The 19,705-nt window shown below is 73.1% G+C and carries 17 protein-coding genes and 1 pseudogene; 8 read left to right on the top strand and 10 right to left on the bottom strand.

All coding sequences use genetic code 11. The features are described from left to right. Positions 1–21: 21 nt before the first annotated feature. Together AIF0345_RS03265 and AIF0345_RS03270 are read right to left on the bottom strand one after the other, a co-directional pair. Complete coding sequence (locus AIF0345_RS03265; protein WP_285297140.1) at positions 22–537, bottom strand: lipoprotein LpqH; 516 nt, start codon at positions 535–537, stop codon at positions 22–24. A 1,047-nt stretch (positions 538–1,584) separates the two neighbouring features. After that, complete coding sequence (locus AIF0345_RS03270; RefSeq protein ID WP_285297141.1) at positions 1,585–2,832, bottom strand: hypothetical protein; 1,248 nt, start codon at positions 2,830–2,832, stop codon at positions 1,585–1,587. 777 nt (positions 2,833–3,609) lie between these two features. Here AIF0345_RS03270 and AIF0345_RS03275 point away from each other — a divergent pair. From AIF0345_RS03275 to AIF0345_RS03285, 3 genes and pseudogenes are all read left to right on the top strand, one after another. Continuing rightward, positions 3,610–4,011, top strand: a complete 402-nt coding sequence (locus AIF0345_RS03275; RefSeq protein ID WP_285297142.1) for a hypothetical protein — start codon at positions 3,610–3,612, stop codon at positions 4,009–4,011. 401 nt (positions 4,012–4,412) lie between these two features. Then, positions 4,413–4,892, top strand: a pseudogene (locus tag AIF0345_RS03280) (glutamine synthetase); the annotation flags it as partial. Between the two features lie 213 nt (positions 4,893–5,105). Beyond that, entirely contained in the window at positions 5,106–6,173 is a 1,068-nt protein-coding gene (locus tag AIF0345_RS03285) for an LLM class flavin-dependent oxidoreductase (RefSeq protein WP_285297144.1), read from the top strand. On the opposite strand, the gene AIF0345_RS03290 is transcribed toward AIF0345_RS03285, so the two are convergent. Both AIF0345_RS03290 and AIF0345_RS03295 read right to left on the bottom strand, forming a co-directional pair. Continuing rightward, on the bottom strand, positions 6,155–7,180 hold the full coding sequence (locus AIF0345_RS03290) for a hypothetical protein (RefSeq protein ID WP_285297145.1): 1,026 nt from the start codon (positions 7,178–7,180) through the stop codon (positions 6,155–6,157). The two genes, AIF0345_RS03285 and AIF0345_RS03290, sit on opposite strands and share 19 nt — an antisense overlap. Positions 7,181–7,857: 677 nt before the next feature. After that, positions 7,858–8,763, bottom strand: coding sequence for a MinD/ParA family ATP-binding protein (locus AIF0345_RS03295; protein WP_273168713.1), 906 nt, complete (start codon positions 8,761–8,763; stop codon positions 7,858–7,860). Here AIF0345_RS03295 and AIF0345_RS03300 point away from each other — a divergent pair. From AIF0345_RS03300 to AIF0345_RS03315, 4 genes are all read left to right on the top strand, one after another. Further along, a complete protein-coding gene (locus AIF0345_RS03300; protein WP_229118455.1) occupies positions 8,750–8,965 on the top strand; it encodes a hypothetical protein in 216 nt (71 codons plus the stop codon). The genes AIF0345_RS03295 and AIF0345_RS03300 overlap by 14 nt on opposite strands. 3 nt (positions 8,966–8,968) lie before the next feature. Next, entirely contained in the window at positions 8,969–9,484 is a 516-nt protein-coding gene (locus AIF0345_RS03305) for a hypothetical protein (protein ID WP_285297147.1), read from the top strand. A gap of 1,171 nt (positions 9,485–10,655) precedes the next feature. Further along, positions 10,656–11,603, top strand: coding sequence for a CAP domain-containing protein (locus tag AIF0345_RS03310; protein ID WP_285297148.1), 948 nt, complete (start codon positions 10,656–10,658; stop codon positions 11,601–11,603). A 26-nt stretch (positions 11,604–11,629) separates the two neighbouring features. Further along, on the top strand, positions 11,630–12,238 hold the full coding sequence (locus tag AIF0345_RS03315) for a GNAT family N-acetyltransferase (protein ID WP_285297149.1): 609 nt from the start codon (positions 11,630–11,632) through the stop codon (positions 12,236–12,238). A 34-nt stretch (positions 12,239–12,272) separates the two neighbouring features. On the opposite strand, the gene AIF0345_RS03320 is transcribed toward AIF0345_RS03315, so the two are convergent. After that, positions 12,273–13,439, bottom strand: coding sequence for a M48 family metallopeptidase (locus AIF0345_RS03320; RefSeq protein WP_285297150.1), 1,167 nt, complete (start codon positions 13,437–13,439; stop codon positions 12,273–12,275). Between the two features lie 152 nt (positions 13,440–13,591). On the opposite strand from AIF0345_RS03320, the gene AIF0345_RS03325 reads away from it, so the two are divergent. Beyond that, the gene (locus AIF0345_RS03325; protein ID WP_268918154.1) at positions 13,592–14,338 is read left to right on the top strand and encodes an aminoacyl-tRNA hydrolase; all 747 of its coding nucleotides are present in this window, start codon (positions 13,592–13,594) and stop codon (positions 14,336–14,338) included. A gap of 170 nt (positions 14,339–14,508) precedes the next feature. Here the strand turns inward: AIF0345_RS03325 and AIF0345_RS03330 are convergent, their stop codons facing one another. The 5 genes from AIF0345_RS03330 to AIF0345_RS03350 all read right to left on the bottom strand — a co-directional run bounded on the left by AIF0345_RS03330 (position 14,509) and on the right by AIF0345_RS03350 (position 19,534). Then, positions 14,509–15,135, bottom strand: coding sequence for a GtrA family protein (locus AIF0345_RS03330; RefSeq protein ID WP_268918152.1), 627 nt, complete (start codon positions 15,133–15,135; stop codon positions 14,509–14,511). A gap of 149 nt (positions 15,136–15,284) precedes the next feature. Further along, positions 15,285–15,938 carry an HAD-IA family hydrolase gene (locus AIF0345_RS03335; RefSeq protein ID WP_268918151.1) on the bottom strand — a complete coding sequence of 218 codons (654 nt, stop codon included), beginning with the start codon at positions 15,936–15,938 and terminating at the stop codon, positions 15,285–15,287. A 67-nt stretch (positions 15,939–16,005) separates the two neighbouring features. Then, positions 16,006–17,013: a LacI family DNA-binding transcriptional regulator gene (locus AIF0345_RS03340; protein ID WP_043562263.1), complete on the bottom strand. Its 1,008-nt coding sequence runs from the start codon at positions 17,011–17,013 to the stop codon at positions 16,006–16,008. An 88-nt stretch (positions 17,014–17,101) separates the two neighbouring features. After that, the gene (locus tag AIF0345_RS03345; protein WP_285297152.1) at positions 17,102–18,421 is read right to left on the bottom strand and encodes an anaerobic C4-dicarboxylate transporter family protein; all 1,320 of its coding nucleotides are present in this window, start codon (positions 18,419–18,421) and stop codon (positions 17,102–17,104) included. Between the two features lie 168 nt (positions 18,422–18,589). Further along, entirely contained in the window at positions 18,590–19,534 is a 945-nt protein-coding gene (locus AIF0345_RS03350) for a dihydrodipicolinate synthase family protein (RefSeq protein ID WP_285297154.1), read from the bottom strand. Positions 19,535–19,705: the final 171 nt, after the last annotated feature.

Consider the following 19,705-nt stretch of genomic DNA (forward strand, 5'->3'; position numbering starts at 1 on the left):
GGGGCTCGGGCTGCGGGCGTGTCAGGGGCAGGTGATCGTCACGTCGAAGGGCTTGCTCCCGGAGGCTGTGGGGTCATCCAGGTCCACGTACCGGGCCTCGCCCGTGATGGTGTAGGTCGAGCCGCTGACCGTGGCGCTGACGCTGCCGGGGCCCCCGTCGAGGTACCTGATCCCCCGACCGCTCGTCGCGCCCATGGTGACCAGGCTGACGGAGCCGTCGTCGATGACCACCATGATGTCCCCGGCGCCACCGGGGTACCGGGAGCTGACATCAAGGACCATGGCGTCGCCGTCCTTGTCGCAGGTGATGATGGGGTTGTCGACGGTGTAGGGCTCGCCGTCGATCGAGGCGCTGTAGGAGCCGCTCTCGGCCCCCGCGGGCCCGCCGGCGCTCGGCGCGCTGCCGGCCGTGGCGCCCGTCGCGGAGGAGGAGTCGCCGGCCCGCCCCCTGTCGTGATGGCTGCAGGCGCCCAGGCCGAGCGTGAGAGCGGCCGCGGCGGACAGGGTCGTGATGGTCTTGACCGTCATGGTGTTCATGGTGGCTGTTTCCTCATCCGGGGCCCGGTTCCAGTGGTGGCAGGACCGATGATCGGCGGTGCGCGCGCCCGGGCTCAATGGGTACTTCTGTCCGCACCCGGTCAACCAGCACTGATTGTTATCTCGCCGTGACCGGTGAGCCCCGAATGGGCTACCGCAACTAGGCTCCGACTCGAGAGAACGACCGATGAGGGCCCCAGCCCGCTGGCGCTGGCCGCCGCTGCCGTGCCCCTGGCGGCAGCCTCTGCGGTTCCCGCGCAGCAGGGTCTGGTCGTCATGGTCGGCACCGCGGTCAGCCCGGCCGCGATCAGCGCGGACGGGGCTGCCTACGCCGATGCCATCCTGGCTAGGGTCAACGAGCTGCGCGCCGGGCTGGGGCTCGCCCCCTCACCCGGTACGCCCGGATCGACGCCGTCGCCTGGGCGTGGTCCGAGTAGATGGCCACCGCCGGCCTCACCCCGACGGGCAGCACGACCTCCACTTCGCAGGCGCCGTCCGCCACCTCCGCGGCGAAGCCGACCGCGCCCGCCTCCTCCGCCCCCGCGGCCCCGAGCCCTCCGCCGCCCCGGTGACCGGCGTGCCGACGCCGCCCACGGCGCAGCGGCCGACGGCGCCGGTGTCCCGGGCCGCCGAGGCCGAGGCGGCCGTGGGACCCGACGGCGGGGGCGCGCCCGCGGCCGGGGACGGGGCCCACCGAGCCCGCCGGGGGGCGGGGGCAGCGAGGACGACGCCGGTGATGCCGGGAGCGCCGACTCCGAGCAGCCCCGCAGCGCCATGGAGGTTCCGGCCGACGCGTGATCCCAGGCGCGTGGGCCCGCCGTGACCGAGTGACGGGAACCCGTGCTCGCTGGCGTTTCTCTCGCAGCGCGCCGGTGCGGTGCCATGGTCGCGGGCAGGGCCCGCCGCGAGTCGCCGACGTCGGGGCCCCTCCGGCGCGCCCGATGGGGCGCGCCTGGCCCGCGGCGGCGGATCCCGTCGGCGCGAGCGCCCTCGCGGCCCGATGCCCGTGACCTGAGCCTGTCCGTCGCGCCGGACCGTTGGACCGGCCTACGGCCGGGCCGATGCGTCTGCGCGGGCGGGGCGCGGCGCGCGCCGGCACACGATCATGAGCCCGCCGACCAGGGGAACAATCGCCAGGGCGGGGAGGGCGGGCATCGCCAGCGCCACGCAGGTCGGCCCCGCGACCACCCCCAGGGCGATGCGCGGCGCCGCGGGCAGGGGCGCCCTGCGGATGATCACCCAGGTGACTGCGGCCCCGACGCAGACGGCCGAGACGGCCGCCGTCGGGGCGGGCCGGTCGAGGAGGGGCGCACCCCGGAAAGCGGTTGCCGCCACGGCGGCGGCCAAGCCCGCCAGCGCGACCGGCCCCCAGGTGTGTACGGGCGCGTACGGCGAGCGCTCCGAGAGGCGCAGCCCGACCGCTGCGAGCAGCGGCAGGAAGGCGAGGAACCCGATCCTCATGGCCGCTGCCAGAAGGCGCGCCCCCTCTCCTGACGTCGCGATCAGGTCCTTGAGGACGCAGCCGACCGCCACCAGCCCGAGAACGGCTGTGCAGGCGCCCAGCGCCCGCACGAATCGACGCGTCGCGGGGGACTCGGGGTCCGCGGGGCTCGCGGCGCGGACCATCCGCAGCCGTCCTGTGGGCCGCAGCGCACAGGACGACGGGGACGGCGCCGTCCCGACGGGCGACGCCGGCGACGGGGCGGGCGGTGCGGCCGGCGGGAAGGGCGGGCGCGGCCTGTAGAGGGTGGCGAGGACCACGAGTGTGGCGGAGGCGCCCGTGACCGCGAACGGGGTCATCATTATTGTGATCCCGACGAGCGGCACCATGGCCAGGCCCGCTCCGATCCCAATGACCGTGCGCGCTACCAGACGCAGCTGCTCGCCGATGAGGCCGTCAAGGGCGATTGCGACCGCGATCGCCCCCGCCGCGCAGGACGCCAGGAAGAGCGCCAGGAAGAGGCGGCTGAGGGCCGGGGCGGGTTGGCCGATGTCGGCGGCATCGAAGCCGGCCAGCCATGCGGCTCGCGCGGCGGCGCCGAGGCCCAGCGCGGCCGCCGCGGCCACGGCCGTCAGAAACGTGTGGACTCTCGGCAGCGGGCCGTACTCGAGTGAGAAGGCGAGGGCGCCGATCACCATGAGCATCGGGGCGAGGTATGTCAGCCCGACCGCCACCCACCCGAGGACGTCGCTGCCGGGTATTGCCGAACCGATGAGGACCGAGGCGAAGGGCGCCAGACTCAGCGGGATCGCGATGATCCCGCACCACAGGGCGATCCTGATGCGGGGACGCATCTCTGCGTGGCGGACGCGGAGTCCGCTGCGAGGCGCGGAGCTCCCCGGCCGGGGACTGCCCGCTGCGACCGCCGGGGACTCGCCCATGCTGTCGGTGCTACTGGTTTCTCGCTGACTAGGTGGAAGCATGAAACTCGCCTCGTTAGGAGCATGCGTCGGCCGATTCCGTCTTGTCAGTCTAGTAAAGATCGTCGTAGGCGCCGAGGGGCAGAGTGTTCCCGGGGGCGCGGTGATCTCCTGACGTGCCGCCGTTCCGGTCGCGGCGCTGCCGGGCCCGGCCGCATACGGGGGGGGCACTATCCTTGACGCGCATGCTTTCTATAGCGTGATCGGGCTGGTCGAGGGGTATCTCGATCACAACGGCACGTAGAACTCGAGATAGGAAAGGGAGTGGCCGTGAGCGGCGGGCGAGTCCGGCGGCCCAGCCCCCGGCACCTACCACTGGGAACCACCAACAAGGTAACGGGCGCCGCTGAGCGGGCCGCGGCCTTACTGCGTGCAGGAGGCCTCCGGGACGAGATTCGATGATGTCGACCCGGGCGCAGGTGATGACGACATGCCGGCCGCGGTCGTCGTCGACGGATGGATAGGCCCGTCCAGCGTCAACGCCGGGAGAGATCGTCGACCGGTGCTTCGGGGAGCTCTACAGGCAGACGACCGACGCGCTGCTCTCGGGCAACGAGGCGTGCGGATCGGGGTGGAGCAAGGTGAAGGCGCCCTATCCGAATGGCAATGCGGCCTTCTCCGTGGTCCCGACTCCGGACCGATGGGCTCGGAATGGATGAGGGTGTGGTCAAGTGTCAGGAGGGGCTGGGTTTGTCGACCACAAGGGAGGAGCGTGAGGTCCGGGTCTCCGCGGGGCGCATGGCCTCGGATCGGAAGGACGACGGCGCGGGCGAGTCGGGAAAGATGATGTGGGACGCTGATACCGGAGGTGAGGAATGGCGGGCGAAGTGCGGCGTCGTCGTGCTCCGCGGCGCCGATGGGCGGGTGGCCGCCAGGAGCGTGGATAAGGGGGAAGAGCTGTGGAGCCTGGAGGCTCCCGCGGACATGCGCTGGGACAATAATGAGAAGAAGGGCGTCGAGGGAGGCTGCTGGAAGGACAGCATCTCCCTGGTCCTTTACTCGGAGTCGCGGGTTCTCATCTACGGGAGAAAGAGGGCTGACGGAGCCAGGTGATTGATTCCGGGGCGGTGGGCGGGCTGGGCGCTCCTCGCCCGGCGCCAGCGGCCCCCGCCCCCTCGCCAAGATCGGTTCGCTTCCGCGGCGAGACCGGTAGTACTCCGACTCGAGATCGGTCCACGGGGCCTGGCGGGCCCCTGCTGGATCGGAGTCAGCCGTCGAGATGACTGATTCCGGGGTGGGACAAGTGGTTGCCCTACACGCTTTTATACCGTTCGGCGGTCTCGGACATGACGGGAATCGGCGTGATTCCGTGGTTCCGCAGTACCGGCTGGGCGGTGCGGGGAGTTAAGAGCGCACAGGACGATCACTGTCCGGGTACAGCGGCGCCCGGCGGCCCCGGCGGGCGTCTCGAACCGATCTCGGTGCGGAACTCGACCGATCTCGATGAAGGAGGCGGAGAGCGCAGGGCCGGAGCGCCATCCGACTCCCGACGGGCGGTCCGCGCCGCAGAACAGGAGACGCGGCCGGGCGAGACCGGCTGCCGCCTGGAGACGCTCGGCGAGCTCGGGTACTACCCGTTCTCGCCGGTCGACGAGCCCTTCGAGGTCGAGGAGCAGCGCTGCTACCACGAGGTCGCCCGCGCTCACGGCATCGAGGTGTCCTTCTCCCCGAAGATCGCCGTCGGCCAGGCCGGCTCAGGCATGCACTTCCACACCCGCCTCATGAAGGACGGCGTCAACCAGTTCTCGCAGGGAGCGGGACTGACCGGTACCGCCCGCCGCGTCATCGGCGGCTACCTGTCCCACGCCGCGTCGCTGACCGCCTTCGGCAACACCGCGCCCGTCTCCTTCCTGCGGCTGGTCCCGCACAGGGAGGCGCCGACGTCGATCTGCTGGGGGAGGGGCAACCGCTCGGTGCTGGTGCGGGTACCGCTGGACTGTGGGCGGGTTGCTGCTCGCGCACGCGGTTGCGCGGCGGAGCCTGCCCGCCGTCGAGGTCGCACCGGCCATGCGGGCCTTTCCCGACGGCGGCCGCGGCGCTGCCCGCCCACGGGCCGCCCGGCCGGAGCAGCCGAGGACCCGGAGGAGCGATGAGCCTCGCGCACCGCCGTCGGGAATGCTGGCGCCACCCAGATAGTTGAACGCTGTATGAAGGCATTTGGATTCCTCAGCTTCGGACACTACGGGCACGGTCGCGGTCCCGGCGACCCGGACGCGCGCCGAGCGCTCCACGACGCCGTCGAGATCGCCGTCGGCGCCGACGAGATCGGCGTCAACGGCGCCTACTGGCGCGTCCACCACTTCGCCCGCCAGGCCGCCTCGCCCGTGCCGCTGCTGGCAGCGGTCGGCGCCCGCACCGGGCGCATCGAGGTCGGCACCGGCGTCATCGACATGCGCTACGAGAACCCGCTCCACCTGGCCGAGGAGATCGCCTCCCTCGACCTGCTCACCGACCGGCGCATCGCCATCGGCATCTCGCGCGGATCGCCGGAGCAGGCCAGGCGCGGCTGGGAGGCCTTCGGCTACGCCGCCGGCAGCGACGAGCGCGGGACCGACGTCGCCCACGCCCACACCGCCCAGCTCCTCGACGCCGTGCGCGGCGTCCCGCAGGCCGACCTCGACACAAGCAACGGGATGGCGCCAGGCGCCTCCGCCCGCCTGCGCATCGAGCCGCACTCGCCCGGCGTGGACCGCCGTCTGTGGTGGGGGGCGGGATCGCGCGAGACGGCCGAGTGGACGGCCCGTCAGGGACTGAACCTCATGAGCTCCACCCTGCTGACCGAGGCCACCGGCGAGGGTCTGGCCGCGCTCCAGGCCGAGCAGATCCGCCGCTACCGCGAGGCATGGCGTCGGGCGGGCCACGACTGGACCCCGCGCGTGAGCGTCTCCCGCTCGATCTTCCCGGTCGTCTCCGAGACCGACCGCAAGCTCTTCGCCCTGCGCGGGGAGGGCTCCCGCGACTACGTCGGCGTCATCGACGGCCTGCGGTCGACCTTCGGGCGCACCTACGCCGCCGAGCCCGACGTCCTCATCGAGCAGCTGGCGCACGACGAGGCCCTGCAGGCCGCCGATACCCTCATGCTCACCATCCCCAGCCAGCTCGGCGTGGACTACAACCTCCACATCCTCCAGTCCTTCGCCGAGCACGTCGCACCGGCCCTGGGCTGGCAGCCCAGCACAGCCGGGCCGGTGACGGGCTACGCGCTGGAGGGCTGAGCCTCGAGGATCGCGTCGAAACGGGGTGCCGGCAGGGACAGGATCGTTCGCGTCCCGTCCTCGGGCACCTCGGCCAGCTCGGGCAGCGCGACCGCCTCGACCTCGCCGTCGGGGGCGCGGTAGAAGATGAACGCGGACAGCAGCGGATCGATGTGCTGGGCGACCTCGTCGTAGATGAACAGCGCCATCGACCGCAGCGCCCACTCCGGGTCCTGCCGGTCCACCGGGTGCAGTCCCAGCGCGTGCTTGTGCGGGACGGCGAAGAGCGCTCCGGCGCTCGTGTCGACGTCGATCTCCTCCAGGACCCTTCCCAGGTTCGCTGCCTTGGACGCCGTGAAGAAGCCCTCGCCGTGCAGGGCCCACGCCCCGGCGCCGATCGGACCGGAGTGGACCAGCGGCGCCTCGTCCGTGTTGCGCTGGCCGGTCTCGAACAGCTCGTCGGTACTCAGCGGGCAGTCCTCCAGGAGCCCGGGGAAGATCGGCGCGACCCCATGGGAGAAGCGCCGGTACAGGCCCAGGACGAGGTTCCCGGCGAAGGGGCGCTGGACAGGCTCCCCCCAGGGGGACGCCTTGGCCGGGTCGACCAGCCGGGTGCGCACGGCGGCGCGCCACTCCTCGGGCGTGCTCAGCGGCTTCTTGACGCTGCTGGTCATGGTGACCGCCTGGGCGACCCGCACGTCCAGGATCTCGTCCCAGGCCGACCTGTCGTGACTCGCCAGCTCGAAGGCCGTCATGTCCAGGTACAGGATCATGCCCTCGTAGGCGCCGGTGCCGTGCAGCTCCGGGCCGGCCGCGCCGCCGGCCAGCTCGGTGGTGATTCCGCGGGCTGCGAGCTTGCCCCGCATCGCCAGGGCGATCTCGAGCAGGGTGGTCTCCTCGAAGGTGTTCTCCGTGGCGCCGGGGGCGTTGGCCGGCTCGAAGGCCGCACCGGTGTGAAGCCTCTGGGCCGGGGTGGTCGGGCGGGGGTGGGAGCGGGAACGGGGACGACGGCGGTTGGTGGTGGGCATGGTGACTCCTCGGCAGGGCTGCGCGACCAGATGCGCAGCATGTGATGGCACGCTAACGACCGGTCCGCTCGGTGCGCGACGAGGCGCTTCGAGTCCTGTGGGCAACGGCTGCCCAGCTGCCCCTGTGGAGCCCCGGGAGAGGCTCCTGACCGCAGGCGCCGCGGGCCCCGTCCTCTTTCCCCTTTCGTCGAGATCGGTTCGTGGACCGATCTCGACGTCACAGCCTGGACTGCTCGCCTGCTGGACGATTGATTCCGACGGAACCGCGAGCGGGTGCAGTCGGACGCGCAATCGGCCCGACCTGCCCCGCGTCCCCGGGCTCAAGCGTCTGGATGATCGAGCCCGGGCGCTCGTCTCTGTACGGCCGCGCCTGGAGCGGCGGGGCCCGGTCGGCCCTGAGGGCTCGTGCGACCGGCGTCGCCCAGCTCGTGTCCCAGGATCTCCCGCTCAGGGGTGGGCGCGGCGGAGGGCAGCGGCTCCCGAGAGTCCCGCGAGGTCCCCGGAGAGCCGACGGGAGAGGCCGCCCGCCCCTTGAACCGGTCCGACGAAAAAGACGCTCCCCGGCGGCACGGACATGAGAACCGCATGAGGACCGGACAGAGCCACCACCCCTGGAATCACTCATCTGGTGTCCCAGCGCTTGCTACGCCTCTTTCCCCGCAGTCTCGCAGCTGGATCTAGGCGAGCCCCGCGGCCAGGGCGGTGCCCGTCCTGAGCCAGGCGCGGCGGGTGGTCGGGTTGAGCGAGTCGAGGATGAGGGGCCTGCCGGCCATGGAGGGGTCGTAGGGGATGCCGACAGCGGCGCGCGCGATCCCCTGGAAGGTCGAGACGAGATGGGCGGGAGAGGGCTCGGCCTTGGAGCCCTGGGAGACGACGACCAGGGCGTTCTCGGCCAGGAGGGCGGCGTGGTCGTCGGTGCCGGCGAGCTCGGCCAGCAGGAGGCGGGCGGACTCGGCGTGGTCGGGGCGCGTCGTGGTGGGCACGACGATGGCGTCGGCCCGCGCGATCATGGCGCGCCACTGCGGGCTGGACTCGTCGTTGCCGGAGTCGACGACCACGAGGCGGTAGTACTTGGTCAGGACTGCGTGGACGGCGTCGAAGGTGTCCGCGTCCCCGGGCTTGGCGTCCGCGAGGACCTCGGGCCGGCTGCGCAGGACGTCATAGCGGTCCTCGCGCTGGTGGTGGACGAACCCGGATATCTCGGCGGCCTGGGCCTGGGGGGACAGGAGGTGGTCCACGTGGGGCAGCAGGTCGATGACGGTGGCGTCGTGCGGGCCCTGCTGGGTGCGCCACCCCAGCGTGCCGCGCGTGGAGTTGTTGTCGTAGGCGACCACCCCGGCGCCGCCGTAGCGGGCGAAGACCGCGGACAGCAGGATCGCCGTCGGCGTCTTGCCGGCGCCGCCCTTGCCGTTGACGACGGCGATGGTGCGCGGCCCCGCCCAGTGCTGGGCGACGGCGGCGGCGTCGGCCCGCTCGGCGCGCTCCCGCGAGGCGGGCGCCAGGTGCAGCCCGAGCTGGTTGAGGGCTCCGCGCAGGCCGGTGGCGGCGGGCGCCTCATTGGTGACCTCGGTGAGCAGCGACATTGAGCGCGCCTGCCCGCGCGCGTCCGGTGGTGCGGCGGAGGGCGAGGCCGGCGTCGCCGCCATCGGGGGCTGCATGGCCGCCGCGGCCGATGCCGGTGACGCCAGCGATGCGGAGTACGGCGTCGCCAGGGTCTCGGGTGAGACAGCCGATGTCTCCGGCGGAGCGATCGAGGGCGACGGCGGTACGGCCAAATTGGAGTAGGGCGTGTCCAGCATCGCGGACGACGACGGCGACGTCTCCGACCGGGTGGGGGGCGAGGGCGCCGAGCGCGTCGGCAGGGGCGCCACCACGGGCCGCGCCGGCGGGGGCGCCACAGGCCGGGAGGGCGAGGGCGCCGAGCGCGTCGGCAGGGGCGCCACCACGGGCCGCGCGGAGGGCGCGGCCGCTCGGGAGCGCGACGTGATCGGCGGCGAGGGGGACTCGGCCGGCGCATCCGGTGACGGGGCCGACACCGCGGGCGGCTCGGGCGCAGGCGCGGCGCGGTGTCGGCGCGGCGCGGTACGGCCCTCGGCGGAGGCGGCCCGGGGCAGAAGCCCGGGGGGCAGCCGGATGCCCGCGGTCGCGGGGGTGTCGGACTCCAGAGCGGGTGCGGCCCGCTGCCTGCGGCGCACCGGCGGCGGGGAGGAGGACCTCGTCGTGACCGACGGCCTGACCCTCGTCTGGGCCGGCGTCGGAGTCGGGGTCAGCGCGCCCTCGGTGATGATGGTGCCGTCCGGGTAGACGGCAATGCGCCAGCTTCCCGCGGGCTCGGTGATGGTGGTGGAGATCGGGTGCCCGAGCGTCCTGGCGCGATGGGACAGGTGCGTGACAACGGCGGCACGGGCCTCTTTCGGGGTCGACTTGCTCAGGTCCGCCTCGATGCCCTCGAAAATGACGTGCGCGTGGCCCTCGGCGCTCAGCAAGACCTCGGCTCGAGGCCACTCTGTTGCGGTGCTCATGTGCGTGTCCTTCGTAGCGGGCGCTACCTGTAAGCGCGTGATGGTGCGTGATTGTGGAGGCCTCAGGGGAGCCGAGTTCCTTGCTGCGACGGCGCGGCAGCGAGGACGGGCGCCCGGCGGTCCGATCAGTGCCGGAGCGCTGCGGGGACCCTGCGCCTGCCCTTACTCACGGTCGTCACGAGTGGAGCGTACCGCGAGAAATACAAAAGTAACGATTTTGTCTCCTTGATGACACCCGCGAGTCTCGGTGCGCCCCGATCGAAATGGTTAGTCGCGCCCGGTGATCGCCGGTGCTCCGATGATCGTCCCGGGCGGCGCCCGGCCGGAGGCCTGCGGCACTCCGGTGCTCTCACCCGGACAGGCCGATGACGGTCGGAAGCGGGTGCGGACCGGCTGGAGGAGCGTTGGCGCCCTCAAGATGACTGCGCTCGCCGGCACCGAGGCCGGCTACGCCATCTCCCAGTCCCCCTCGCTGCGGCGCTTCGACGGGCCCCGGCCCGAAAACCCCTGGGCGGCGGTCGGGGTCAGCCAGGGCCCCGGCGGCCGACGGGCGCCGGCTCACCGCGCAAAGATCCTCGTCGGGACCTTCGAGGGCCTGATGTCGACATGTCGACGCGCGCCCGCGAGCCTGCACGGACCCCGAGGGGGAGCGAGGTGATAGTCACCCCCCGTCGGCGGCGGAGGCGACCGGGTGCGGCGGCCGGTTCGTCTGGCCGCTAGGCTGATCGGCCTGCTGCCCGCGCGCAGCGGCGCCGATTCGGGGCACTGACGGCGCCGGCGACGCTGTCGGCACGGCCGTCGTCGTACGCCGCATCCACAGCATGTAAGACAAATCGATTTCTAGCATAGGTATATGCTCTCAGTGAACAAGAGAGCAGTTACATAGTCGTGATTCGGGTGCCGTGATGAGGTTGGAGGCGTCGTCACGCCTCTGACTGACAGGAGACAGTTCCATGAAGACTCCACGTTCCCTCGCCTTCGTCATGCTCGCCGTCATCCCCCTCGTCGCCGTGCCGGCCGCGCAGGCCGCCCCTGCGGCCGCCGGGCCCGCGCAGGAGCCCGCCGTCGTGGCGGCGCCGGCGGAGGCCACCGCGGAGGGGGCCGGCTACGCGGACACGATCCTGCGCAGGATCAACGAGCTGCGGGCCCAGCAGGGCCTGGCGCCCGTGACCCGCTACACCCAGCTCGACTCGGTCGCCCAGAGGTGGTCCGAGCAAATGGCGGCGCAAAGGTCCATGACCCACAACGCGGCCTTCGCCGACCAGTACCCGGCCGGGTGGACCTCGGCCTCGGAGAACGTCGCCGTGCTGGGCGACCTCGACGGCAGCGACGTCGGGGACCAGCTGTTCGCGCTGTGGCGCGACTCCCCGAGCCACTACGCCAACATGGTCGAGCCCGCCGTCAATGCCGTGGGCATCGGCGTCGCCTACGACTCGGAGACGGGCTCCTGGTACGCCACCCAGGACTTCGCCGTCTACCCTGACCCGGCCGCCGTCGGCCTGACCCCGACGGACGGCGCGGCGAGCCCGGCCCCGTCCGCGCAGCCCGGCGGTGAGTCCGCCGCGCCCACGCCGACCGCCGCGAACGACGGGGCCACCGAGCCGTCGTCCGCCCCGGCCGAGCCGGGGGCCGAGGAGCAGTCCCCGCAGGCCGATCCCGCCGCCCCCTCTGAGGAGGCCGCCCCGGCGCCCGGGGCCGAGGAGGATCCCGCCGGCGCCGCGGACGCGAGCGCCCCCGCCGCCGACCCGGTCATCGCGGTCGCCGCGACGACGCCCGCCGTCGCCAAGCCGGCCCTGCTGACCCTGCCGGTCACCGGAGCCAGCCTGATCGGCGGCGTGGTCGCCCTGATCGCCATCGTGGCCGGACTGGTGCTGCTCTTCCTGCGCCGGCGGCGCCGCTGACCGCGCACATGCGCAAGACTGGGCCGGTGAACGACTTCGCACCCACGCCGCCGCACGGCGCGTCTGCCGCTGGAGTCCTCGTCCGCCCGGCCGAGCCGGGCGACGCCACGCGCGTCGCCCGGCTCCTGGCGCTGCGGGGAACCTCGGTGGAGGAGGCCCGGGAGAGGGCGCCCCACATGATCGCCTCCCTCCCGGTGCTCCTCCTGGCCCTCCTGCCCGCCGCGGAGGCCGCGGGCGAGGAGGGCCCCGCGCACGGCCAGGTGGCGGGCCCCGGGGACCTCGACGACGACCTGCTCGCGCCCGTCGCGCTGTCGGGCGCCTTCCCGCTGCCCGAGAGGCTGCGCGCCTCGCTGCCGGAGCCGGACGATGACACTGAGGCCTGGATGGTCTCGGGACTCGTCGTCGACCCCGTGGCGCGCCGTCGTGGCGTCGGGCGCGTGCTCCTGACCGCGGTGGCCGGCGCCGTGCGGGCCCGAGGGCCCGCCGCGGACCTGTACAGCGTCGTCAACGCCACCAACCACGCCTCCATCGGCCTGCACCTGGTGGTCGGCTTCGAGAAGGTTGCTCAGCTGAGGGCCTTCGGCACTGTCACCTTCGAGGGCGGGAGGGGCGTCCTGCTGCGCCGGGCGGGGTGAGCGGGCGGCGGGTCACCGCTCCGCCCGCCCCTCGTCAGCCGACCGGTCCGTCGGCCCCGGCGGGACCGGGGCGGGGCGGCCCGGACGGGGTCGGGTCCGCCAGGCGCAGCTCGTCGCGGCCCACGGCGTAGGACAGGCCCGGGTATCGGCCGAACTGCTCCTCGGCGCCCGGCACCCGCAGGCCGCTGCCGTCGTCCATGCGGGCGAGCACCTCGGCGGGGGCGGGCCAGCTCCGGCTGCGGTCCCGGCCCACCGGGCTGATCGGCGGGTACCAGGCCGTCTTGGGGCGCACCATGAGGCGCCCCGGGCGGCTGCGGTCCCGCAGCGCGTGCGCTCTCCAGGTCAGGGTCGGGTGGGTCGAGGTCCACTGCACGGCGTGCACCCAGAGCCCTCTCTCGTGTGCGGCGCGGTCCGCGGTCGCGTGCAGGTTGACTTGCGCGCCCAGGTACTTGCCGGCGCCGAGCAGCCCCATGACGCCCGGCACGCCGGCGGGGGCGGCGTCGTAGCCGTGGTTGTCCGCCGTGTACTCTTGGGCGCGCGACAGCGCCTTGCCCAGCAGCGGCACGGAGTAGACGACCTGGAAGACCAGGACGCGCCAGAAGGAGACGTGTCCGGCGGCGAGGTGGCCGACCTCGTGGGAGATGACGAAGCGCAGGGCCTCCGGGTCGCGCGCCGACCCGCCGACCTCGAACAGGTCGGAGTAGACGGCCACGAAGCGGCGGAAGCCGTGCCCGGCGGCGAAGGCGTTGATCCTGCCGTTGCCCAGGACCACATAGGCGTCGGGGACGCGGCGCAGCCCGAAGCGCTCGGCGGCCTCCACCACCATCCGGTAGCCCTCGGGGAACTGGGTCGGGCTCATCTGCACCGAGGAGGCGCGCATCCGCGCGTACAGGAGCGCACGTGCGCCCCACACGCCCAGCGGCAGCAGCGGGACGGCCAGCAGCACCTGGGCGCCCGTCATCGCGTTCCCGCCGACGAAGAAGTCGCGCACCTGCTTGGCCGCCCCGGTCGGGGCGGGCACGACAGCGAGCCAGATCACCAGCGCCAGCCAGGCGGCGAGTGCCGCGGCGCTGACGGCCGCGCTCGCCCACAGCAGGGGCATCTCGGCGCGGTGGCGCAGGCGGCGTATGCCGGCCGGGCCGTGGACAGTGGCGCCGTTGAGCAGCCGGGGGCGCCCGGGGGCGGGGAGCGAAGACGTCATGGGCCCGACCATAGGGGTGCCGGCCGCGACGGGCGTGCGTCGGAGGGATGACGCCCCCGGCCGGCGGCTCCTCCCCGCGGATGAGGCCCGGGTCGCCGGCCTTTGGCGGTGGGCGCGGAGAGCACGGCCGGGCGGGTCGGTAGGGTCGGGGCGTGAGCGACCACGAGACCCCCTGGGGCATGCAGATCGCCGTCCGCTACGACAAGGTCCGCCCGCCGCGCCGCATCGACGTCGCCGAGGCCGCGGCCCGCGCCGTCGTCGCCCTGCTCGCCTCGCCGCCCGCCGCGCCCGGCGGGGCCTGGCACGACGCCGTCGAGCGCTGGAGGAGCAGGCGCATCCGCAAGCTCGTGCGCCGCGCCCGCGGGCGGCGCTGGGAGGAGGTCCAGGAGCTGGCGGGTGTCACCGTCTTCCAGGACGGCCCCGCCGGCTGGGGCACTGCCGCCGCCCGCGCCTTCGTCCCCGGCCCGGTGCGGCCGCTGCCCCCGCCGCTGGCCAAGACACAGGTCGAGGGCACCCACTTCCCCCACGGCGACGAGCTGCCGCCCCCGCCGGCCGCCATCGCCGAGGCCGCCCGCCGCGACGATGGGGCGGCGACGGGCATCGAGCTGACCGGAGAGTCCGTCTCCTCCTCGGCGCTGGTGACGGTCGAGGTCACGCCCCTGGAGGAGATGACCAGCGGCAAGCTGTGCGCGCAGGTCGCCCACGCCGCCCAGCTCGCCTGGCAGAGCCCGGCCATGCCCGAGGCGGTCCGCTCCGCCTGGGCGGCGCAGGACTACCGGGTACGGGTCTCCTTCCCGACGTCGGAGGCCTGGGAGGCCGCGTCCCGGCCGGTCTCGGTCGTGGACGCCGGCTTCACCGAGCTCGACGGGCCGCGGGAGACGGCGCGGGCCCGGTGGTGAGGCTGGGCCGGCCGGTTGTGCCGAGATCGGTCCGCGCCCGGGCGGGGCTCAGCGCATGTGCGATCTGAGCGACCCGCATCGGCGGCCGCGCCCCGCGCCCGGGCGGGGCTCAGCGCATGTGCGATCTGAGCGACCCGCATCGGCGGCCGCGCCCCGCGCCCGGGCGGGGCTCAGGCGGGCTCGGGGGCTCCGGGCTCGTCGTCGGGCTCGGGAGTGCCCCGGAAGACCCAGAGCTTCATGAGGGTGTAGAGATAGACGCCCTCGCAGCAGGCCGAGATGACGCGGGCCAGCTCGGCGTTCACCCCGATCCAGTGCAGGAAGGAGGACAGGCCGAGGATGAAGATGACGTACTGGCTCGCGAGCCCGATCATGTAGCGCGAGCCCTGCGCGGCGAGATGGCCGTGGGCCTGGAAGTTCAGCCACCGGTTGAGCAGCAGCGAGTACGCCCCGGCGATCATGTATCCCAGGGTGACGGCCAGCGGGTAGAACCAGTGAAGCTTGTCGAAGAAGAGCCACAGGAAGCTGATGTCGATGAGGAAGGCCGAGCCGTTGATGAGGGCGTAGCCGATGAAGGTCACGGGCACGCGTCCGCGCAGCCTGCGGGGGAGGAGCCTGTGGATGCGGCTGATGACGTGGAGGAAGGCTCGCGGGGCGCGGCGCGAGGGGTTGTTGAAGCGCTCGTCGAGCCTGTCGGAGATGCGTTCTCGGGCGGATGCGGCGGAGCGTGCAGGCATTGTGACCCTGCGCTTCGGGGCGCAGAACCGGGCTGCGGGTCCAACTGCATCCTGTGTGGTCATATTGTCCTCTCGGGGTGTCTTATGAGTCGAGTTCACCTGTGAGTCGAGTCTTTCGCGACAAGACGTGCCGTACAAGTTTCTACAGGATGAGAAAGACGTCGTGTTGGTCTCCTTCCTCAGAAGGAGGCCGGCGCCCGGTGACCGTCCCGTCAGGCGCTCAGCGCCTCGACCACCCCGCGTCGCAGCACCCGGCCGCCGGCGTCGGTGGGGTGGTGCAGGGTGCGCAGGCCCAGCGCCGCGGCCGCGGCGATGTTCTCGGCGCTGTCGTCCACGAAGAGCGCCTCGCCGGTGCTGACGCCCGCCATCGCCAGGGCGGCGCGGAAGTAATCCGGGTCGGGCTTGGCCGCGCCCAGGAGGCAGGAGTAGGCGTCCACGTCGCACAGGCCGTCGTATCCCAGCGCGGTGCGCATCCACTCGCGGCGCTCCTCGTGCTGGTTGGTGGCCAGGACGGTGAGGTAGCCCGCGGCCCGCAGCTCGCGGACCAGCTGCCAGGCGGGCGGGTCCGGCGTCGCCTGGCGCCACAGGGCCATGAGCTCGTCAGCGCCCCTGGCCAGGTCCAACTCGACGACCAGCCGTTCCAGCAGGTTCCGCAGGCTCTCCCTGCCCGACAGCGCCGGCCCCTCCCGGGACAGGAGCGCCTTGGCGAAGGGCTCCCCGCCGCCGGCGGACAGCGCCCGGTACCAGGGGGTGCCGATGAGCTGGAGGACGCCGTCGGCGTCCAGGAGCACGGCGCGCACCGCCGTCGTGCCCGACGGCGGCAGGGGCGGTGCGGGCGGGGGCTCGGAAGCGGCGTCGGTACTCACGCGCCCATCCTGCCCTACTGCGGGCGGCCGGCGCCCCAGCCCGCCTTCCTGCGGCGCGCCGGGCCCCTCAGCGCTGCCTGCTCGCCGAGCGGCGGGGGATGAGCGTGGGAATCGCCGTGCGGGGGCCGGGCCGGGCCGGTGCGGCGCCCTGCGTCTGCGCGACGAGCAGGTCGAGCGCGCCAGAGGCGATGATGTCGAAGGGCACGCGGACCGTGGTCAGGGGCACGGGGAGCTGCGAGGCCAGGGGCGTGTCGTTGTAGCCGACGACGCTGAGGCCCTCCGGCACGCGGCGGCCCAGCGCGTCCGCCGCCGCCAGCGCGCCCAGGGCCAGCTGGTCGTTGGCGGCGAAGATCGCGGTGGTCCCCGGCGAGGCCGACAGGATCTCGGAGGCGGTGCGGCGCCCCTCCTGGAAGCCGAAGCCGCAGTGGCGGATGCGGTCCGCGGGCGCCTCCAGCCCCTCGTCGGCCATGGCCCGGCCGAATCCGGCCAGGCGGCGCCGGGAGGTCGAGGCGAAGTCCGGTCCGGGCATGACGGCGATCTCGGTGTGGCCCAGGTCGATCAGGTGCCGGGTGGCGAGGTAGCCGCCGAGCTCGTCGTCGCAGACCGAGGAGGGGGACTCGGCATCGGTGCGCACGGCCAGGACGTGGGGGACCTGCTGGTCCCGCAGGGAGGCGGGCAGCGGGTCGTCCAGGCGGGCAGTGGCCAGGACCAGGCCGTCGACGCGCCGCGCCAGGAGGGAGTCGACGGCGGCGCGCTCCCGGTCGGGGTCGTCGCCGCACACCGACACCAGGGCGAACAGGCCGCGGGAGGCGGCGTCGGCGAAGACCGCCTCGAAGAGCATCGCCATGACGGTGTCGGACAGCCGGGGGACGAGCACCCCGACCGTGCCCGTGTCCCCGCGGCGCAGTGCCGAGGCCGCGGCGTCCCGCCGGTAGCCGAGCCTGGCGGCCGCCTCGCGCACGCGCACCGCGGTAGCCGACCGGGAGGCGGGGAGCCGCTCGTCCAGGACCCGCGAGGCCGTGGACACCGAGACGCCGGCCGCTGCGGCGACGTCCTTGAGCGTCGTGGCCTTCACGGGCGAGCACCTCCATCCGGACCGGCGGCGGTCCACGGGCGGCACTGTATCGTGCGGCAGTGCGCGGTTGCGTCCGAAGGCGGCGCGCTCACATGAGGAGTGCCGCCAGGAGGAAGCCGAAGACGACGCTCAGCCCGGTGGCCACGAGGCCCGGGATGAGGAAGGGGTGGTCGAAGAACCTCGTGCCCAGCCGGGTGGAGCCGGTGTCGTCGAGCTCGACGGCGGCCAGCAGGGTCGGGTAGGTCGGCAGTATGAACAGGGCGGAGGTGGCGGGGAAGCAGGCGACGACAGTGGCGGGGGCTACGCCGATGGCCAGCGCCGTCGGGAACAGCGCCTTGGTGGAGGCCGCCTGCGAGTACAGCAGGGAGGAGGCGACGACGACCAGGATGGCGAACAGCCACGGCTTGCCGGACAGGGCCTGGCCGAGGTGGGCCTGGATCCAGTCCTTGTTGGCGGTCATGAAGGTCGTGCCGAGCCAGGCGACCCCCAGGATGCAGGCGCAGGCGTTCATGCCGGTCCTGAAGATCGAGGCGGAGGGGATAGCCTTGGGGCTGGCGCGGCACAGGACGAGGATCGCCCCGGCGGCGGCGAGCATGACCGAGATGCGGCACTGCCCGGCGTCCATGACCGGGTCGGCGATGACCCCGATCTTCTCCGAGGTGAGGATCGAGTAGGACAGGACGATCAGCAGGGCGATGACGAAGATGAGGACCGAGAGCCTGGCACCCGGGCGCAGCTCGCGCACCTCGTGCCTGGGGGCCGTGACCTCTCCCGCGTCCAGGCGCCGCCGGTACTCCTCGACGGAGTCCAGCCTGTCGTTGCCGCGGGCCTTGTCCCACAGCATGAAGAGCACGGCGGTCGTCATGGTTCCCAGGAAGGTCGCGGGGATCGACACGGCGATCAGGTCGATGAAGGTCCAGCCGGTGCCGTCCTCCTCGAGCTTGGTGGACAGGAAGACGACGGCGGCCGAGATCGGCGAGGCGGTGATGCCCAGGAGGGACCCGGCCACGCCCACCGACAGGGAGCGCGTGGGGCGGATGTTGTTCTCCTTGGCGACCTCGACGATGACCGGCATGGTGGCGAAGGAGACCTGGCCGGTGGAGGCGGCCAGGGTGAGCAGGTAGGTCACCAGCGGGGCCAGGACGGCGAGGTACTTGGGGTGGGCGCGCAGGAGGCGGTCGGTGAGGTTGACGAGGTAGTCCAGGCCGCCCGCGACCTGCATCGCCGAGGCGGCGTAGATGACCACCATGATGAAGACGATGACCTGCATTGGCAGGTCTCCGGGCGCGGCCCCCAGCAGTCCGAGGACGACGACCCCGGCGCCTCCCGCGAAGGCGACGCCGATCCCGCCCAGATGGGCTCCGAGAATGATGAACAGGAGGAAGACGAGGAACTGGATGAGAATCACGGCCGACTCCGTTGTGGGGCGTGGTGGTCAGGTGGTTGAGAGGCGGGTCCCGCGCGACTGCGGAGTCCCGGGGCGCGGGCCCGGCGGGGCGGTGCGATCGTCGCCCACCGCCCCGGGCGGGCCCGCGTGCGGGCCGTGGCCGCGAGACCGGACCGGCCCCGGGCGGGGTCAGGCGGGCACCTGCGCCTTGCCCAGGCCGGCGGAGGCCAGGGCGGCGGCGATCTCCTCGTGGGCGCCGGCGGCGAGCGGGCGCAGCGGGGAGCGGACGGTGGCGGTGTCCAGCACGCCCCGTGCGACGAGCGCCTCCTTGAGGGCGACGGTGCCCTCCATGTGCGAGCCGTGGTGGTACACGGTCCTGGTGACCGGGAAGAGCTGGTCGTGGACGGCCCGGGCGGCGTCGTAGTCGTGCGCCTGACCCGCCTTGAGCAGCTTGACGAGCAGCTCGGGGGCGATGTTGCCGTAGCCGACCAGGAGGCCGTCGACGTCGAAGACGGTGTGGAGCAGGTACTCGTCGTGGCAGCTCATGATGGTCAGCTCCGGGAAGGCCTCGCGCAGGGCGGGGATCTCGGTGTCCCAGCGCTTCATGTCGCGCACGCCGTTCTTCGTGTAGTGCACGCCGGGCAGGGCGGCGATGGCGAGCTGGGTGTCCAGGTCGTAGGAGCACTTGGTGACGTCCGGGTACTGGAAGAGGATCTCGTTGAGGCCGGTCTCCTCGTAGATCGCCCTGTAGCGGTCCTGCGGGGCGCCGGGCTGGAAGCCGAAGCGCAGCCACCCGTGCGAGGGGTAGATGAGGCCGGCGGTGGCGCCGGCGTCGACGGCGCGCCGGGCCTCCTCGACGGCGACCCGGGTGCCCTCACCGGTGATGCCGGCGACGACGGGGACGCGCCCGTCGGTCGAGGCGACGAAGGCCTCGATGACGGCGACCTGCTCGGCCTGGGTGAGGAAGGTGCCCTCACCGGCGTGACCGAGGACGACCAGGGAGGTGACCTCGGGGAAGGTGCCGAGCCAGGAGCCCAGACGCTTGATGGCGGCGAAGTCGATCTCGCCGTCGGGGGTGAAGGGGGTGACGGGGGCCGGGTTGAGGCCGCGGAGGTCGGGGACGGGGAGGGTCATGGCTTGTCTCGCTTCCTTGCGATCGGTGGCGACGGGGTGCCCGAGAAGTATTGCAATCGTTCCCGAGAACGATTGCAAGTCTAGGTTGCGACTGTCGCGCAGTCCATAGGACCCAGGTCCTTGTTATGGGAGTGCGGGGCGGTCGGCATGGGGCGGGGACTGGGGCTCGCG

This window comes from Actinomyces israelii (genome assembly GCF_030253495.1).
Classification (GTDB): Bacteria; Actinomycetota; Actinomycetes; order Actinomycetales; family Actinomycetaceae; genus Actinomyces; species Actinomyces israelii.

What these genes read in the sequence shown, in the direction of transcription:
- AIF0345_RS03330 (WP_268918152.1), bottom strand. Translation starts at nt 15,135, where the DNA reads ATGACCACACAGGATGCAGTTGGACCCGCAGCCCGGTTCTGCGCCCCG.
- AIF0345_RS03285 (WP_285297144.1), top strand. Translation starts at nt 5,106, where the DNA reads ATGAAGGCATTTGGATTCCTCAGCTTCGGACACTACGGGCACGGTCGC.
- AIF0345_RS03320 (WP_285297150.1), bottom strand. Translation starts at nt 13,439, where the DNA reads ATGACGTCTTCGCTCCCCGCCCCCGGGCGCCCCCGGCTGCTCAACGGC.
- AIF0345_RS03295 (WP_273168713.1), bottom strand. Translation starts at nt 8,763, where the DNA reads ATGTCGCTGCTCACCGAGGTCACCAATGAGGCGCCCGCCGCCACCGGC.
- AIF0345_RS03270 (WP_285297141.1), bottom strand. Translation starts at nt 2,832, where the DNA reads ATGCGTCCCCGCATCAGGATCGCCCTGTGGTGCGGGATCATCGCGATC.
- AIF0345_RS03350 (WP_285297154.1), bottom strand. Translation starts at nt 19,534, where the DNA reads ATGACCCTCCCCGTCCCCGACCTCCGCGGCCTCAACCCGGCCCCCGTC.
- AIF0345_RS03265 (WP_285297140.1), bottom strand. Translation starts at nt 537, where the DNA reads ATGAACACCATGACGGTCAAGACCATCACGACCCTGTCCGCCGCGGCC.
- AIF0345_RS03275 (WP_285297142.1), top strand. Translation starts at nt 3,610, where the DNA reads ATGGATGAGGGTGTGGTCAAGTGTCAGGAGGGGCTGGGTTTGTCGACC.
- AIF0345_RS03290 (WP_285297145.1), bottom strand. Translation starts at nt 7,180, where the DNA reads ATGCCCACCACCAACCGCCGTCGTCCCCGTTCCCGCTCCCACCCCCGC.
- AIF0345_RS03310 (WP_285297148.1), top strand. Translation starts at nt 10,656, where the DNA reads ATGAAGACTCCACGTTCCCTCGCCTTCGTCATGCTCGCCGTCATCCCC.